General features: G+C 61.1%; 11 protein-coding genes. 5 read left to right on the top strand and 6 right to left on the bottom strand.

Annotated elements, in window-relative coordinates; genetic code table 11:
- Positions 1-23: 23 nt before the first annotated feature.
- From ACTJLA_RS20210 to mfd, 3 genes are read right to left on the bottom strand one after another with little or no spacing between them, the layout of a single operon-like run.
- Complete coding sequence (locus ACTJLA_RS20210) at positions 24-2714, bottom strand: DEAD/DEAH box helicase (protein WP_440841978.1); 2691 nt, start codon at positions 2712-2714, stop codon at positions 24-26.
- Positions 2715-2723: 9 nt separating this feature from the next.
- Complete coding sequence (locus tag ACTJLA_RS20215) at positions 2724-3290, bottom strand: CsiV family protein (protein ID WP_072446777.1); 567 nt, start codon at positions 3288-3290, stop codon at positions 2724-2726.
- Positions 3291-3300: 10 nt separating this feature from the next.
- Complete coding sequence (gene mfd, locus ACTJLA_RS20220) at positions 3301-6750, bottom strand: transcription-repair coupling factor (protein ID WP_440841980.1); 3450 nt, start codon at positions 6748-6750, stop codon at positions 3301-3303.
- A gap of 340 nt (positions 6751-7090) precedes the next feature.
- On the opposite strand from mfd, the gene ACTJLA_RS20225 reads away from it, so the two are divergent.
- Positions 7091-8554, top strand: a complete 1464-nt coding sequence (locus tag ACTJLA_RS20225; protein WP_032873405.1) for a glyceraldehyde-3-phosphate dehydrogenase — start codon at positions 7091-7093, stop codon at positions 8552-8554.
- Positions 8555-8749: 195 nt separating this feature from the next.
- Here ACTJLA_RS20225 and ACTJLA_RS20230 read toward each other — a convergent pair whose 3' ends face one another.
- Positions 8750-9283, bottom strand: a complete 534-nt coding sequence (locus tag ACTJLA_RS20230; protein ID WP_200582824.1) for a chalcone isomerase family protein — start codon at positions 9281-9283, stop codon at positions 8750-8752.
- Between the two features lie 214 nt (positions 9284-9497).
- On the opposite strand from ACTJLA_RS20230, the gene sthA reads away from it, so the two are divergent.
- Positions 9498-10892 carry a Si-specific NAD(P)(+) transhydrogenase gene (gene sthA, locus ACTJLA_RS20235; RefSeq protein WP_003189670.1) on the top strand — a complete coding sequence of 465 codons (1395 nt, stop codon included), beginning with the start codon at positions 9498-9500 and terminating at the stop codon, positions 10890-10892.
- A gap of 42 nt (positions 10893-10934) precedes the next feature.
- Here sthA and ACTJLA_RS20240 read toward each other — a convergent pair whose 3' ends face one another.
- Positions 10935-11657, bottom strand: a complete 723-nt coding sequence (locus ACTJLA_RS20240) for a glycerophosphodiester phosphodiesterase (RefSeq protein ID WP_003189671.1) — start codon at positions 11655-11657, stop codon at positions 10935-10937.
- A gap of 44 nt (positions 11658-11701) precedes the next feature.
- Positions 11702-12280, bottom strand: coding sequence for a PilZ domain-containing protein (locus ACTJLA_RS20245; protein ID WP_054899069.1), 579 nt, complete (start codon positions 12278-12280; stop codon positions 11702-11704).
- Positions 12281-12374: 94 nt separating this feature from the next.
- Between ACTJLA_RS20245 and ACTJLA_RS20250 the strand changes: the two genes are divergently transcribed.
- From ACTJLA_RS20250 to ACTJLA_RS20260, 3 genes are read left to right on the top strand one after another with little or no spacing between them, the layout of a single operon-like run.
- Positions 12375-13625 carry a lipoprotein-releasing ABC transporter permease subunit gene (locus ACTJLA_RS20250; RefSeq protein WP_034126653.1) on the top strand — a complete coding sequence of 417 codons (1251 nt, stop codon included), beginning with the start codon at positions 12375-12377 and terminating at the stop codon, positions 13623-13625.
- 7 nt (positions 13626-13632) lie between these two features.
- Positions 13633-14316, top strand: a complete 684-nt coding sequence (gene lolD, locus ACTJLA_RS20255; protein ID WP_019818240.1) for a lipoprotein-releasing ABC transporter ATP-binding protein LolD — start codon at positions 13633-13635, stop codon at positions 14314-14316.
- 59 nt (positions 14317-14375) lie between these two features.
- The gene (locus tag ACTJLA_RS20260) at positions 14376-15620 is read left to right on the top strand and encodes a lipoprotein-releasing ABC transporter permease subunit (RefSeq protein ID WP_014717521.1); all 1245 of its coding nucleotides are present in this window, start codon (positions 14376-14378) and stop codon (positions 15618-15620) included.
- Positions 15621-15703: the final 83 nt, after the last annotated feature.

Consider the following 15703-nt stretch of genomic DNA (forward strand, 5'->3'; position numbering starts at 1 on the left):
TGCTCGCGAAGGCGGCCTAACAGTCAGCGCTTCTCTTGCTTATTGGGCAACGGCGCAAACAACGCTTCAATCTCGTCATTGCCCAACTGCCAATCCCCCGTCGTTCGCCCATCCAGCACGCCCGCAGCCAGATCGGACTTCTCCTTCTGCAAATGCTGGATTTTCTCCTCCACCGTGCCCCGGGCAATCATCTTGTACACGAACACCGGCTTTTCCTGCCCGATGCGGTATGCACGGTCGGTGGCCTGGTTTTCCGTGGCCGGGTTCCACCAGGGGTCATAGTGGATAACCGTGTCGGCTTCGGTCAGGTTCAAGCCGACGCCGCCGGCCTTCAGGCTGATTAAAAAGATCTGCAACTTACCGCTCTGGAAATCCTTCACCGGTGTACGTCGATCCCGGGTCTGGCCGTTCAGCAGGGCGTAGGCAATGCCGCGCTTTTTCAGTTCGGCCTCGATCAGGCTCAGCATCGAGGTGAACTGTGAGAACAGCAGGATCCGGCGGCCTTCGGCAAACAGCTCGTCGAGCATGTCCATCAGGCTGTCGAGCTTGCCCGAGCTGCTACCGCGGGCGGGCAGGTTGGCGTCGTTGACCAGGCGCAAGTCGCAGCACACCTGGCGCAGTTTGAGCAGGGCTTCGAGGATGATGATCTGGCTGCGGGCCACGCCCTTGCGGGTGATCTCGTCGCGGACCTTTTTATCCATGGCCAGGCGCATGGTTTCGTACACGTCGCGCTGGGCCTCGTTGAGGTCGACCCAGTGGATGATTTCGGTCTTGGGTGGCAGTTCGGTTGCCACTTGTTCCTTGGTGCGGCGTAGCAGGAAGGGTTTGATCCGACCGTTGAGGTGCTGCAATCGCACCTCGCTGGCACGTTTTTCAATCGGCACGCGGTAATCACGGTTGAAGCTCTTCACGTCGCCCAGCCAGCCCGGCAGCAGGAAGTGGAACAGCGACCACAGTTCGCCCAAGTGGTTTTCCAAAGGCGTGCCGCTCAGGCACAGGCGCTGGCGGGCATTCAGCTCGCGTGCGGCCTGGGCCGCCTTGCTGGACGGGTTCTTGATGTACTGCGCTTCATCCAGGATCAAGACGTGCAAGGGCAGGGCGGCGAGCTGTTCAATGTCCTTGGGCAGCAGGGCGTAGGTGGTCAGCAACAGGTCGTAGTCATTCAGGTTGGCGAAATGTTTCTTACGTCCTGCGCCATAAAGTGCTTGCACTCTCAACTGCGGGGTGAAGTGCGCCGCCTCATCAAGCCAATTCGGAATCAGGCTGGTAGGCATCACGACCATGCACGGCCGATCAAGGCGCCCTGCGTTTTTTTCGGTGAGGATGTGCGCCAGGGTCTGCAAGGTTTTGCCCAGGCCCATGTCATCCGCGAGTATCCCACCCACCTCCAGTTGGCGCAGCGACTGCATCCAGCTCAGACCTTCCAGCTGGTAGGGGCGCAAGGTCGCATTCAGACCTTCGGGCGCCACGCAGGTGAAATCCTTGATATCGCGCAGACGCTGGGCGAAGTTGCGGATCTTCTCGCCGCCTTCCCATTGCAGAGGCAGGTCTTCCAGCGGGTTGAGGCGTATGGCGTCGGCCTTGGCCAAGCGCAGCGCGGTGGTGCCGGCTTCCTGCAGGTAGAACTCGCCGAGGGTCGCCAGTACCGGCTTCAAGCGGCCGTAGGGCAGCGCCACTTGCAGCGGGCCGTGGCCGTTGGGCAGGCCGGGGATGTTCACCAGGATCAGCTCTTCATCGCGGCGCCGCGCGAGTTTCTCCGGGTTGAGGATCTCGGTATGAGAGCGCATCAGGTTCAGCAGGATCGGCAGCAGGCTCAAGCGTTCGCCGTTGACGATGATGCCCAGCTCCAGGTCGAACCAATCGCGTTCCGGCCCTTCATCGACCGTGGCATACCAGTCATCGACGGGGCTGAGGTCAAAGCCGAAGTCTTCATCGATCTGCAGCTCCCAACCCTCGGCACGCAAAGTGGGCGACACATTGAGGGTGAAGTTCAGCCAGGCACTGTCATTGACCATCTCGAACAGCTCGCCGGCGCTTTCCGGCAGGGCCTTGCTCTGGCGCGTGGCGATCTTGAAGCCAAGCAGGCGCAGGTGTTCGCGATAGGCCTGTTCTTGCTCTGGTTGGCGCTTGATTCGCAAGCTCTGCGTCTCCTGGCGCACAATGATGTCGGCATTTTTTTGCCCGCTGACATAGTTGCCCAGGTAGTTGAACGACAGCGCCGCACGGTGCTGGATATAGCGCTGCATCTTGCCGTTGCGCGGCTCGAACGCGCTGAATTCCACGCTGGCCAGCCACAGGCGTGGCACCGGTTGCACGTCGTCCATCACCACCTGCGGCAGGACAACGCGGTTATCGAGCACGGCCTGGAGTTTTTCCAGCAGTTGCGCATCCTGGGCCGCTGCCGGGTAGGCCAGGGTTTCCTGGACCTTGAGCAGCACCGCCGCGATGTGTTTGCAGTTGGTGTGCACCGGGCACGTGCAGCGGCTGTCCACCAGGATCAGCAGGCCCTTGGCCGATTCGCGCAGTGAGATGGTCTGGCGGTAAACGTTGCCACCCGAGCCTTCGCAACTGGCGGTGATGGTGCTGTCGCCGCACTCGACGATGCGCACGCGGTTCTCCAGGGCGTAGCGCCGCCCGCGCTCGAGGCTTTGCTCTTTGAAGCGATTGGCCCACGAAGGGGCCAGGGGTTTGGTCAACGACGACGTCAGGGGCATGGCGCGCAATCAGTCCTGAAGGTCGGGCGGTGGTGCGCTGGGTGGCTTGGCGGTCAGCGAGGTGATCTTGATCAGCAGCGCCAGGTGGCCGCCGTCCAGGTAGTTGAGCTGGTTGTTCTTGGTGCGCACGTCTTTCTGGCTCAAGTGTTCGCTGGCGATCACGCTGCCGTTGCCATCGAACTGGTTGATCCAGAAGTCCGCGTCGATATCGGTAAAGCGCCCCAGTTGCAGGCTCAACACCCCTTCGATAGGGAACTGGCCGAATTGCTCCTGGCCGTCGGTGATCGCCACCTTCACCGCTTGCTCGCCAAGGTTCTGTTCCCAGGCCTTGTGGGCCAATACCGTGTAGTTGGCGTCGGCGCGCAGCTTGTCGACGATATTGCCCAGGCGCGGCGGGCTCATCCGCTCACCCAGGCGCGGCGCTCCGGCATCCCAGTTTTCCGGCGCGGCGCGGCTACTGATCACCGGCTCTGCATTCTGGCGCACCAGGATCATTTCCACCTGATACAGGCTGTCGGCAAAGGCCGAAGGTGCGAGTACCACCAACAACAGGCTCAAAATACGGAACACGCGCATGGGGGCGTCCTTAAACGGATTTCGGAATGAGGCGTTCAAACAGCGCCTCCAAGGTGTTGAAGCGTTCTTCGGCACGTTCCATCGGCACCATGAACTTGAACAGCGTAGCCCCTTCGAACTTGTAGCGGTTGGGCTGGCCCTGGATCAGCTTGATCAGCACCAACGGGTCGACCGGCGTCTGCGCTTCGAATTCGATACGTCCGCCTTGCGGCCCTGCGTCGACTTTCTTGATACCCAACTGCTCGGCCTGCAACTTGAGCAGGGTCAGGCGCACCAGGTTCTTGGTCGGTTCCGGCAGCAGGCCAAAACGGTCGATCATCTCTACCTGCAAGTCCTTGAGGCCTTCTTCGTCGGCCGCCGAGGCAATGCGCTTGTACAGGATCAACCGTGCATGCACATCCGGCAGGTAGTCTTCGGGAATCAGCGCCGGCAAGCGCAGGTTGATTTCCGGGCCGCCGCCCAAGGGTTGGTCGAGGTTCGGTTGTTCGCCTTTGCGAATGGCTTTTACCGCGCGTTCGAGCATCTCCATATACAGCGTGAAACCCACCGCCTGGATCTGCCCGCTCTGGCCGTCGCCGAGCAATTCACCGGCACCCCGGATTTCCAGGTCATTGGTAGCCAATACAAAGCCAGCCCCGAGGTCCTGGGTATTGGCGATCGCTTCCAGGCGTTTTTCCGCATCGGAAGTGATCTGCTGGCGCGGCGGTGTGAGCAGGTAGGCATAGGCCTGGTGGTGACTGCGCCCGACGCGACCGCGCAATTGGTGCAGCTGCGCCAGGCCGAACTTGTCGGCACGCTCGATGATGATCGTGTTGGCGCTCGGCACGTCGATGCCGGTCTCAATGATGGTCGAGGCGATCAGCACGTTGAAGCGCTTGTGGTAGAAGTCGCTCATCACCTGTTCGAGTTCGCGCTCGCGCATCTGCCCGTGGCCGATGGCGATACGGGCCTCAGGTACCAGTTCGGCGAGGTCGGCGGCGCATTTCTCGATGGTTTTCACATCGTTGTGCAGGTAATACACCTGGCCGCCGCGCAGCAGTTCGCGCAGCAGGGCTTCCTTGACCGTGCTCTTGTTCTGCTCCATCACGAAGGTGCGCACCGACAGGCGACGCGCCGGTGGCGTGGCGATGATCGACAGGTCGCGCATGCCCGACACCGCCATGTTCAGCGTGCGCGGAATTGGCGTGGCGGTGAGGGTGAGGATATCGACTTCACTGCGCAGGGCCTTGAGCTGTTCTTTCTGGCGCACACCAAAGCGGTGTTCTTCGTCGATGATCACCAGGCCCAGGTTCTTGATCTTCACATCGTCCGACAGCAGCTTGTGAGTACCGATGACGATGTCGATTTTGCCCTCGGCCAGATCGGCGACGGCGGCATTCACTTCCTTGGCGGACTTGAAGCGGCTCATCACCTCCACGGTCACCGGCCAGTCGGCAAAGCGGTCGCGGAAGCTGTTGTAGTGCTGCTGGGCAAGCAGGGTGGTTGGCACCAGGATCGCCACCTGGCGACCGCCGTGTACCGCAATAAAGGCTGCACGCATGGCCACTTCGGTCTTGCCGAAGCCCACGTCGCCGCACACCAGGCGATCCATCGGCTTGGGCGCGAGCATGTCGGCGCGCACCGCTTCGATGGTGGTTTGCTGGTCCGGGGTTTCTTCGAAGGCGAAGCCGGCGCTGAAAGTGGCGTAGTCGGCTTTCGGGTCGGCGAAGGCATAACCTTCGCGGGCAGCACGGCGGGCATAGATGTCGAGCAGTTCGGCGGCCACGTCGCGCACCTGTTCGGCGGCCTTGCGCTTGGCTTTCTGCCAGGTCTCGGAGCCCAGGCGGTGCAACGGCGCCAAGGCGTCGTCGCTGCCGGTGTAGCGGGCGATCAGGTGCAGGTTGGCCACCGGCACGTAGAGCTTGGCGCCCTCGGCGTATTCCATGGTGAGGAATTCGGCGGCCTGGTTGTCGATCTCCAGAGTCTGCAAGCCCAGGTAGCGGCCTACACCGTGGTCGATATGCACCACCGGCGCGCCTTCGCGCAGCTCGGTGAGGTTCTTGATCACCGCTTCGTTGTTGGCATCGGCGCGTTTTTCCCGGCGCCTGCGCTGCATCACGCGCTGGCCGAACAGCGGGCTTTCGGCGATCAAGGCCAGCGCCGGGTCATCCAGCTGCAGCCCTTCGTCCAGCGGCGCGATGGTGATTGCCAGGCGCTCTTTGCTGGCGACAAAATCCGGCCAGCTGTCGACGGTTTTCGGCCGCAGCTTCAGGCGTTCCAACAGCTCCAGCAGCACTTCGCGACGCCCGGCGGATTCGGCGGTAAACAGCACGCGGCCCGGGAAGTCACTGAGGAAGTTAGACAGCGCCTCCAGCGGTTGCGTGGCTTTGGCCTGGATCGCCAGATCGGGTAACGCGCTCGCCGGGAAACGCTCGCGGCCGCTGCCGGCGTCCACGTCCTGCTGGCTGGCGACCACACGCGGCCAGTTTTTCAGGCGCGCGAAGCAGTCTTCAACTGGCAGGAACAGTTCAGCGGGCGGCAGTAAAGGCCGTGATGGATCGACGCGGCGTTCTTCGTAGCGGTTGCGCACATCGTTCCAGAAGTTTTCCGCCGCCTGTTCGATACCCGGCAGCGAGAACACCTGGGTGTCCTGCGGCAGGTAGTCGAAGAGGGTGGAGGTTTCGTCGAAGAACAACGGCAGGTAGTACTCGATACCGGCAGGTGTAATCCCGCTGCTCAAGTCCTGGAAGATCGGGCAGCGACGGAAGTCCACATCGAAGCGCTCACGAAAGCGCGCCTTGAAGCGTGTTACCGCGTCTTTTTGCAACGGGAATTCCCGCGCCGGCAGCAGCTTGATCGAGTCGACCTTGTCGATGGAACGCTGGTTCTCCGGGTCGAAGGTGCGCAGCGTCTCGATCTCGTCATCGAACAGGTCGATGCGGTACGGCAACTTGCTGCCCATCGGGAACAGGTCGATCAAAGCGCCGCGCACCGCGAACTCACCGTGCTCGTACACCGTGTCGACGCAGCGGTAGCCGCTGGCTTCCAGGCGCGTGCGCATCTGCTCGACGTCGAGCTTCTGGCCCACGTCCAGCACCAGGCTGCTGCCGAGCAGGAACTTGGTCGGTGCCAGGCGGTGCAGGGCGGTGGTGATCGGCACCACCAGCACGCCGTGGGCCAGTTCGGGCAAGCGGTACAGGCTGGCGATGCGCTGGGAGATGATGTCCTGGTGCGGCGAGAACAGGTCGTAGGGCAGGGTTTCCCAGTCGGGAAAATGCAGCACCGGCAAATCCGGGGCGAAGAAGCTCAGCTCCTGCTCCAACCGTTCGGCACTTTGGCTGTCGGCGGTGAGCAGCAGGGTAAAGCGCTTGGCTGCGCTGGCAGCCTCGGCAATGGCCAGGCTCAGGGCGGCACCGGGCAGGTTGCCCCAGTGCTGTTTACCTGCCGCGGCAGGGAGTAGCGGTAGACGCAGAACGGGCACGGAAGGTTGAGCTCCAAGCGTTGCGACAAAGTCAGTAATTGTAACGGCCCCAGGTGCCGCCTGTCAGTTGCTGACTGTGCCTATTACGGTTTGCAGGAAATGTAGTGGCTAAGACAAACAATGGCGGGTTTTGACTCAATATGTAGTGCCAAAAAGCGCGAATGTTTAGGAGAGTTACGGACAAGTCGGCCTACTCGCCAAACTAGTGGCCTTCTGGAACCCGCGTGTTTCCTGGGCTGTAGCGCGGTGGTATTTTTTTGCAAGGGCTTTTTGTTGCCCTTCGCGCATTGCTCAACGCTCAGTCGGGCGACATAATGTAGCCCCTTTTTTCTGCCCCTACATGTGGAAGGTTCCCGTGACTCAGAAGCCCGACCAGTGTCTTGGTGAATGGATCGACCGTGAAGCACTCGCTGAAGCGATGATTCCGCTTATCGGTCAGCTGTACCGCAATAACAATGTGGTGAGCTCGATCTATGGCCGCAGCCTGATCAACCAGTCTGTCATCGCGATTCTCAAAGCGCACCGCTTTGCGCGCCATCGCTCCGCCGACGACAGCGAACTCTCCGTCCACGAAACATTCCCACTGCTCAAAGCCATGAGCGAGCTCAAGCTCGGCGCGGCTTCGGTAGACCTGGGCAAGTTGGCCTACAAATTCCGTAAAGAAGGCGCCGGCCGCACTGCCGAGCAGTTCGTACGTGAAGAAATGGCCGATGTGGTTGGCCAGCAAAACGCTGCCGCCCGCAAAGGCACCGACGTGGTGTTGTACGGCTTTGGCCGTATCGGCCGCCTGCTGGCGCGCATCCTGATCGAGAAAACCGGTGGTGGCGACGGCCTGCGCCTGCGTGCCATCGTGGTGCGCAAAGGCGCCGAGAACGACCTGACCAAGCGCGCCAGCCTGCTGCGTCGCGATTCGGTACACGGCTCGTTCAATGGCACCATCACCATTGACGAAGAAAACAACACCATCACCGCCAACGGTAACCTGATCCAGGTGATCTACGCGAAGAACCCGACTGAGGTGGATTACACCCAGTACGGCATCCAGAACGCCTTGCTGGTGGACAACACTGGCGTATGGCGTGATGCCGAGGGCCTGGGCCAGCACCTGGCTTGCCCGGGTGTCGACCGCGTTGTGCTGACCGCGCCTGGCAAGGGCAAGCTCAAGAACATCGTGCACGGCATCAACCACGCTGAAATCACCGCTGACGACAAGATCGTGTCCGCCGCTTCCTGCACCACCAACGCCATCGTGCCGGTGCTCAAGGCTGTGAATGACAAGTTCGGCATCGTCAATGGCCACGTTGAGACGGTTCACTCGTACACCAACGACCAGAACCTGATCGACAACTTCCACAAAGGCGATCGCCGTGGCCGTAGCGCCGCGTTGAACATGGTGATCACCGAGACCGGTGCTGCTACCGCTGCTGCCAAGGCCCTGCCTGAGCTGGCTGGCAAGCTGACCGGTAACGCGATCCGCGTACCGACGCCGAACGTGTCGATGGCCATTCTCAACCTCAACCTTGAGAAAGCCGCCACCCGTGAAGAGATGAACGAGTACCTGCGCTACATGGCGCTGCACTCCGACCTGCATAAGCAGATCGACTTCGTCAATTCCCAGGAAGTGGTCTCCACCGACTTCGTTGGCTCGCGCCATGCTGGTGTGGTGGACGCCGAAGCGACCATCACCCAGGACAACCGTGTTGTGCTGTACGTGTGGTACGACAACGAGTTCGGTTACAGCTGCCAGGTGGTTCGCGTGATGGAAGACATGGCTGGGGTCAACCCGCCTGCGTTTCCGCGCTAAGCCTTTGCGCTGAATGAAAAAGCCCCGACTGGTTCGGGGCTTTTTTATGGCTGAAGTGTTGTGTTCGCTTTCTGTAGGAGCGAGCTTGCTCGCGAAAAGCGTCAACGATAACGCCGGCTGCCTGAAGAGACGCGGCGTCTGTGAGTTTTTCGCGAGCAAGCTCGCTCCTACAATGGCGAACGATCGACACCTTCATCACTTGAGTAGCGTGTTGCGCAAACGGTCGGACAGCCCTTTGGGTCCCAGCCAGATGCCCAGGTAGGCCCGTGCCAGTTCCTCATCACCGCTGCTGAACACCACCTGCCCATTAATCTCCAGATTCAACCCGCGCCCCGGACGAAAATCCAGGGCGTAGCGATCACCGCTGCGAATATCCCGAAAGCGCGCGTGCAGCTTGGCTATCTCTGGGTTCAACCCGGCATTGGCTTGCTGGCGCTCCAAGGTGACGGTGGCCGCCTTGATCACATCATCGCGGTCAATGTCGCGAAAGTAATACAGCGCCAGGCGCACAGCCTTCTGCTGGTCCCAGGCCTGCTTTGCCGGTAGGTCAGCGGGTGCATACAGCGCGGCGGCATACACATCCGCCCAGAGATAGTTGAACACCGCCTGGTTTTTCAGGGCCAGCCCCTCGACCTGTGCGGGGAAGCTTGCCTGCTTGAGCCGCTGTGCGTCGTTGGCGTGCGCCGTGAGCGACACCATCAGCATCAAACAGAAAAATAGTTGTCGCATAATGGCTCATCCTGAATTCGGCGCTGATGTGCGTCCTGTAGTATGGCAACACTGGCCTACGACGCGACCAAGGGTTAATGTTCGCGGCGCTCGGCCTTCTATAGACTGTGCCCCGGTTCACACACTTGAGCCAAATTGTCCTTCATGCTCGCTGGCCGCGGCATGATTTAGCCCGGCGTCCAATCGTACGCCTGGCCTGTTCTGAGGAGTACGCATGGCTGTCTACAACTACGACGTGGTGGTACTGGGTTCCGGCCCAGCTGGAGAAGGTGCGGCGATGAACGCTGCCAAAGCAGGGCGCAAGGTGGCGATGGTCGATAGCCGTCGCCAGGTCGGCGGTAACTGCACCCACCTGGGTACCATCCCGTCCAAGGCGTTGCGTCACTCGGTACGGCAGATCATGCAGTTCAATACCAACCCGATGTTCCGGGCCATTGGTGAGCCGCGCTGGTTCTCGTTCCCGGACGTACTGAAAAGCGCTGAAAAAGTCATCTCCAAGCAAGTCGCCTCGCGTACCGGCTACTACGCCCGTAACCGCGTCGACCTGTTCTTCGGCACCGGCAGTTTTGCCGATGAGCAAACCGTCGAAGTGGTCTGCGCCAATGGCGTGGTCGAGAAACTGGTGGCCAAGCACATCATCATCGCCACCGGTTCGCGCCCGTATCGCCCGGCGGACATCGATTTCCACCACCCGCGTATCTACGATAGCGATACCATCCTGAGCCTGGGCCATACCCCGCGCAAACTTATCATCTACGGCGCCGGCGTGATCGGCTGTGAATACGCCTCGATCTTCAGTGGCCTGGGTGTACTGGTCGAACTGGTGGACAACCGTGACCAGTTGCTCAGCTTCCTCGACTCGGAAATCTCCCAGGCGTTGAGCTACCATTTCAGCAACAACAACATCACCGTGCGCCACAACGAAGAGTACGAGCGGGTCGAAGGCCTGGACAACGGGGTGATCCTGCACCTCAAGTCCGGCAAGAAGATCAAGGCCGACGCCTTGCTGTGGTGCAACGGCCGTACCGGCAACACCGACAAGCTGGGCATGGAAAACATCGGGGTCAAGGTCAACAGCCGTGGCCAGATCGAAGTGGATGAGAACTACCGCACCTGCGTGCCGAACATCTACGGCGCCGGTGACGTGATCGGCTGGCCAAGCCTGGCCAGTGCCGCCCATGACCAGGGCCGCTCGGCCGCTGGCAGCATTGTCGACAATGGCAGCTGGCGCTACGTGAACGACGTGCCGACCGGGATCTACACGATTCCCGAGATCAGCTCGATCGGCAAGAACGAGCACGAACTGACCAAGGCCAAGGTGCCTTACGAAGTGGGCAAGGCGTTCTTCAAGAGCATGGCGCGTGCGCAGATTGCCGGTGAGCCGCAAGGCATGCTGAAAATCCTGTTCCACCGCGAAACCCTGGAAGTACTCGGCGTGCATTGCTTCGGCTACCAGGCCTCGGAGATCGTGCACATCGGCCAGGCGATCATGAACCAGCCAGGTGAGCAAAATACCCTCAAGTATTTCGTCAACACCACCTTCAACTACCCGACCATGGCCGAAGCCTATCGGGTCGCGGCCTACGACGGCCTCAACCGGCTTTTTTGAGCGGCTCCGGCCGGTGGCCTGAGCCGGCCGGGGAGACCGATTTCAGTAATTCTCGAGGGTGGCAGTGGCCAAACCGGGAAAGTCTGTAATCAGGCTATCTACGCCGAAGTCGGCGAGCCTGCGCATCAGCGCAGGTTCGTTGACTGTCCACACGGACACATGCAAGCCCTGGCGCTGGGCTTTTTCCAGCCGCTCGGGGGTGCACAGCGTCCAGTTCAATGCCAAATACTCACAGCCGTAGTTCTGCGCGACCTTCAGCGGGTCGAGCCAGGCATATTCGGCGACCAGCCCGCGTGACAGGTCCGGGGTGAGTTCCACGGCGGCCTTGAGCACTTCCCGCGAGCTTGACGTGACCGTGACCTTGTCCATCAAGCCAAAGCGCACAGCCATTTCGCGAATCGCCAGCACAGTGGTGGCGGCACGGGTACGCGAGGCGCTTTTGACTTCCAGTTGCCAGTGATCGAAGTCGCACTGTTCGAACAACGCCTCCAGGCGTGGAATCGGGCAGGGGCTTACCCAGCCTGGGCCGCCTTTGCGCGCGTCCATCTTGACCAAATCAGCCGCCGAGTACTCGACGACCTTGCCGCGCCGGTCGGTGGTGCGCTTGAGGGTCGGGTCGTGGATGACCATCAACTCGCCGTCCATGGACAGGTGCAAGTCCAGTTCGCAACGACGTACGCCGTGTTTGAGACATTCCTGAAAACTGGTCAGGGTATTTTCCGGTGCTTCGCCTTTGGCACCGCGGTGGCCGTAAATCAGGGTCACAGTTGCTCCTTTGCGCCAGGATGGTTGGCGTCGTGAATACGCATTCAGAGGTCTTCGCTTTGTTCTCGCGCCAGGCGGCGTTCCTGGGCCTGTTTCTGCAGGATATAGCGCGCCAGCAGTTGGCGTTGGGCGTCGGTCATGGACTCGAACTCCGTGCCCACATCAAAGCCGTCGCCCTTGGGGTCGCAATGGGTCACCCGCGCGCGCAGCAACAGGCCGAGCGCCTGGGGCATCAGCACCAGCTTGACCGCCAGGTGAGTGTCGGCGGCCAGCGGTGTCGGGTGCTGGAAGTCGATGCCGCCCTCGGAGAGGATCACCGGTTGCGGCGCACCCACCTCGTTCAGCAAACCGCGAGCCATGACCTGGCTGAGCAGATCCAGGCGTTTGTTCTGCACTTTGAGGAAGGCCGCCAGGCTGCGGTCTTTCTCGCTGATCTGGCGCAGTAGGTGCTGGGCTTCGAATTCGCTCAAGTGCAGCTCGCTGAGCAGATTGAACAGCGGTGAATCATCCAGCAACACTTCCTTGCTCGCCGCGTCGGGGCCCGACAGGGGTTTGATTTGAAGTGCGATCATGTCGTCGATACGGTAGTATTCGCGGCGCTCTTCTTCATCTAATGTCGACATGGCGAACCCCAGGTAACGGTAATGGTCTGAGTGTAAAGCTGCTGACCAGACCCCGCCACCGGGACGTCTTCTTTTCCTCCGAACAAGCCCCGACATGTTCAGACCTCTCTTCGTATTTATCGGCACGCGTTATACCCGTGCAAAGCGTCGCAATCATTTTGTGTCGTTCATTTCCTTGACCTCGATGATCGGTCTCGCCCTGGGCGTGGTCGTGATGATCGTGGTGCTGTCGGTGATGAATGGCTTCGATCATGAGATGCGCACCCGCGTGCTGGGCATGGTGCCCCACGCGACCATCGAGGGCGATGCGCCCATCAACGACTGGCAAAGCCTGGCCGCCAAGGTCCAGCAGAACCCCAAGGTTGTGGCGGTAGCGCCGTTTACCCAGATGCAGGGGTTGCTCACCAACGACGGCAAAGTGCAGAAGATCCTGCTCAACGGCATCGACCCGGCCCAGGAGCGCAACGTCTCGATCATCGACAAGTTCATGCTGCAAGGTAAGCTCGACGAGCTGTCGCCGGGCAGCTTTGGCATCGTCATCGGTGACAAGGCCGCAGCCAAGCTGGGCGTGGGGGTTGGCGACAAGCTGACCTTCGTCGCCCCGGAAGTCACCGTGACCCCGGCCGGCATGTTCCCGCGCATGAAGCGCTTTACCGTGGTGGGCACCTTCCACGTCGGAGCTGGCGAGATCGACGGTTACATCGGCCTGACCAATCTCACGGACCTGGCCCGCCTGCATCGCTGGCAGCCCGACCAGGTGCAGGGCCTGCGCCTGAAATTCAACGACCTGTTCGATGCGCCGCGCGGCGCCTGGGAAATTGCCCAGCACCTGGGTGAGACCGAGTACTACGCTCGCGACTGGACCCGCACCCACGGCAACCTGTATCAGGCCATCCGCATGGAAAAAGCCATGATCGGCCTGTTGTTGTTGCTGATCGTCGCCGTGGCGGCCTTCAACATCATCTCCACGCTGGTGATGGTGGTGAACGACAAGAAGGGCGACATCGCCATCCTGCGTACGTTGGGCGCCACGCCGGGGCAGATCATGGCGATCTTCATGGTGCAGGGCACCGTAATCGGCGTGGTCGGCACCTTGATCGGCACGGCGGTGGGCATTCTGGCCGCGCTGAACGTCAGCGCCGCCATCGCCCTGCTTGAAAAGGTGATCGGCCACAAGTTTCTCAACGCCGACGTCTACTTCATCGATTACTTGCCGTCCCAGGTGCAAACCCAGGACGTGCTGATGGTGGGCGGCGCTGCGTTGGTCCTGAGCTTCCTTGCCACCCTGTATCCAGCCTGGCGCGCGGCACGTACCCAGCCAGCACAGGCATTACGTTATGAGTGAATCGGGCATGAGTGAAAAAGCAATCCTGAGCTGCCGCAACCTGGGCAAATCCTACGAGGAAGGCCCGGAGTCGGTGGTGGTGCTGTCCAACCTGCAGCTTGAACTGCACCCTGGCGAGCGCGTGGCGATCGTCGGCAGTTCCGGTTCCGGCAAGAGTACCTTGCTCAACCTGCTGGGCGGCCTCGACACGCCGTCCCAGGGCAGCGTATGGCTGGCCGGTGAAGAACTCTCGGCCTTGAATGAAAAGGCCCGCGGCCAACTGCGCAACCGCTCGTTGGGCTTTGTGTACCAGTTCCACCACTTGCTGCCGGAATTCACCGCCCTGGAAAACGTGTGCATGCCGCTGTTGATTGGCAAGACCGCGATTCCCGAAGCGCGCCAACGGGCCACTGCCTTGCTGGAGCGTGTGGGCCTCGGCCATCGCCTGGAGCACAAGCCAGCGGAGTTGTCCGGTGGTGAACGCCAGCGCGTGGCGATTGCCCGTGCCCTGGTGAACAACCCTGGCCTGGTGATGCTCGACGAGCCGACCGGCAACCTCGACTCCCACACCGCCCAAGGCATCAAGGACTTGATGCTGGAGTTGAGCACCCAGATGCGCACCGCGTTCCTGGTGGTGACCCATGACATGAGCATGGCCCGGCAGATGGACCGCGTACTGCATTTGCAGGAAGGTCATCTGGTCGCTATCTGACCTGTTGCAAGCCCGGTTTTTGAGGCCGGGCTTTTTCATTTTTCCAACGGTGCCCGCGAATGTTCAGACCGTTATCGATTTTTATCGGCACGCGCTATACCCGCGCCAAGCGCCGCAACCGTTTTGTCTCGTTTATCTCGATGACCTCGATGATCGGCCTCGCCCTGGGCGTATTGGCGATGATCGTAGTGCTTTCGGTGATGAACGGCTTTCAGCGTGAAATGAGCTCGCGCATCCTCGGCATGGTGCCCCACGCCACCATCGTCGGCGTAAAGCCGATTGATGATTGGCAGCCGGTGGCCGCCGCCGCGATGAAGAATCCGCAAGTCACCGCCGCTGTGCCCTTCACCCAGATGGATGGCATGTTTTCCTATAAGGGCGCGATGCAGCCCATCGAGATCAGCGGCGTTGACCCGGCTCAGGAAGGCAAGGTGTCGATCGTGGCCCAGCACATCGTGCGCGGCAAACTCGACGACCTCAAACCCGGCGAGTTCGGGGTGGTGGTCGGTGATATCACTGCACGGCGTTTTCGCCTGAACGTGGGCGACAAACTGACCCTGATCGTGCCGGAACTCAGCAGCGCCCCGGGCGGTATCACCCCGCGCATGCAGCGCCTGAATGTGGTGGGCATCTTCAAGGTCGGCGCCGAACTGGATGGCTCCATGGCCTTGATCCACATGGCCGACGCCGCTGAAATCCAGCATTGGCAGCCCAACCAGGTGCAAAGCGTGCGCCTGGCGGTGAAGGACCTGTATGCAGCGCCCAAAGTCTCGGCAGATATCGCCGCCAGCCTGGGCGCGGCTTACAAGCCGGATGACTGGACCCACACCCAGGGCAGCCTGTTCAGCGCGATGAAAATGGAAAAGACCATGATCGGCCTGCTGTTGCTGATGATCGTCGCCGTGGCCGCGTTCAACATCATCGCCACCTTGATCATGGTGGTGAACGACAAGGGCGCGGACATCGCCATCCTGCGTACCATCGGCGCTACACCTCGGCAGATCATGGCGATCTTCATGGTGCAGGGCACCGTGATTGGCGTGGTCGGCACCTTGATCGGCGGCGTGCTGGGGGTGATTGCGGCGCTGAACGTGAGTGAGCTGGTGGGCTGGCTGGAGCGGGTGAGCGGGCAGCATATCTTCAGCTCGGATGTGTACTTTGTCAGCAACCTGCCTTCGGAGCTGCAAGGTGGGGATGTGTTGCTGATTTGCTCGGCGGGGTTTGTGTTGAGCTTCTTGGCGACGATTTACCCAGCGTATCGGGCGGCGAAGATTGAGCCGGCGCACGCCCTCAGGTATTCGTAACCTGCTCGTTCCCACGCTCCGCGTGGGAATGCCTCACCGGACGCTCCGCGTTCGCTGTTGGGACGCAGAGCGTCCCGGAATGC

The sequence above is a fragment of the Pseudomonas sp. 22072 genome, from assembly GCF_052046095.1.
GTDB lineage: Bacteria > Pseudomonadota > Gammaproteobacteria > Pseudomonadales > Pseudomonadaceae > Aquipseudomonas > Aquipseudomonas paracarnis.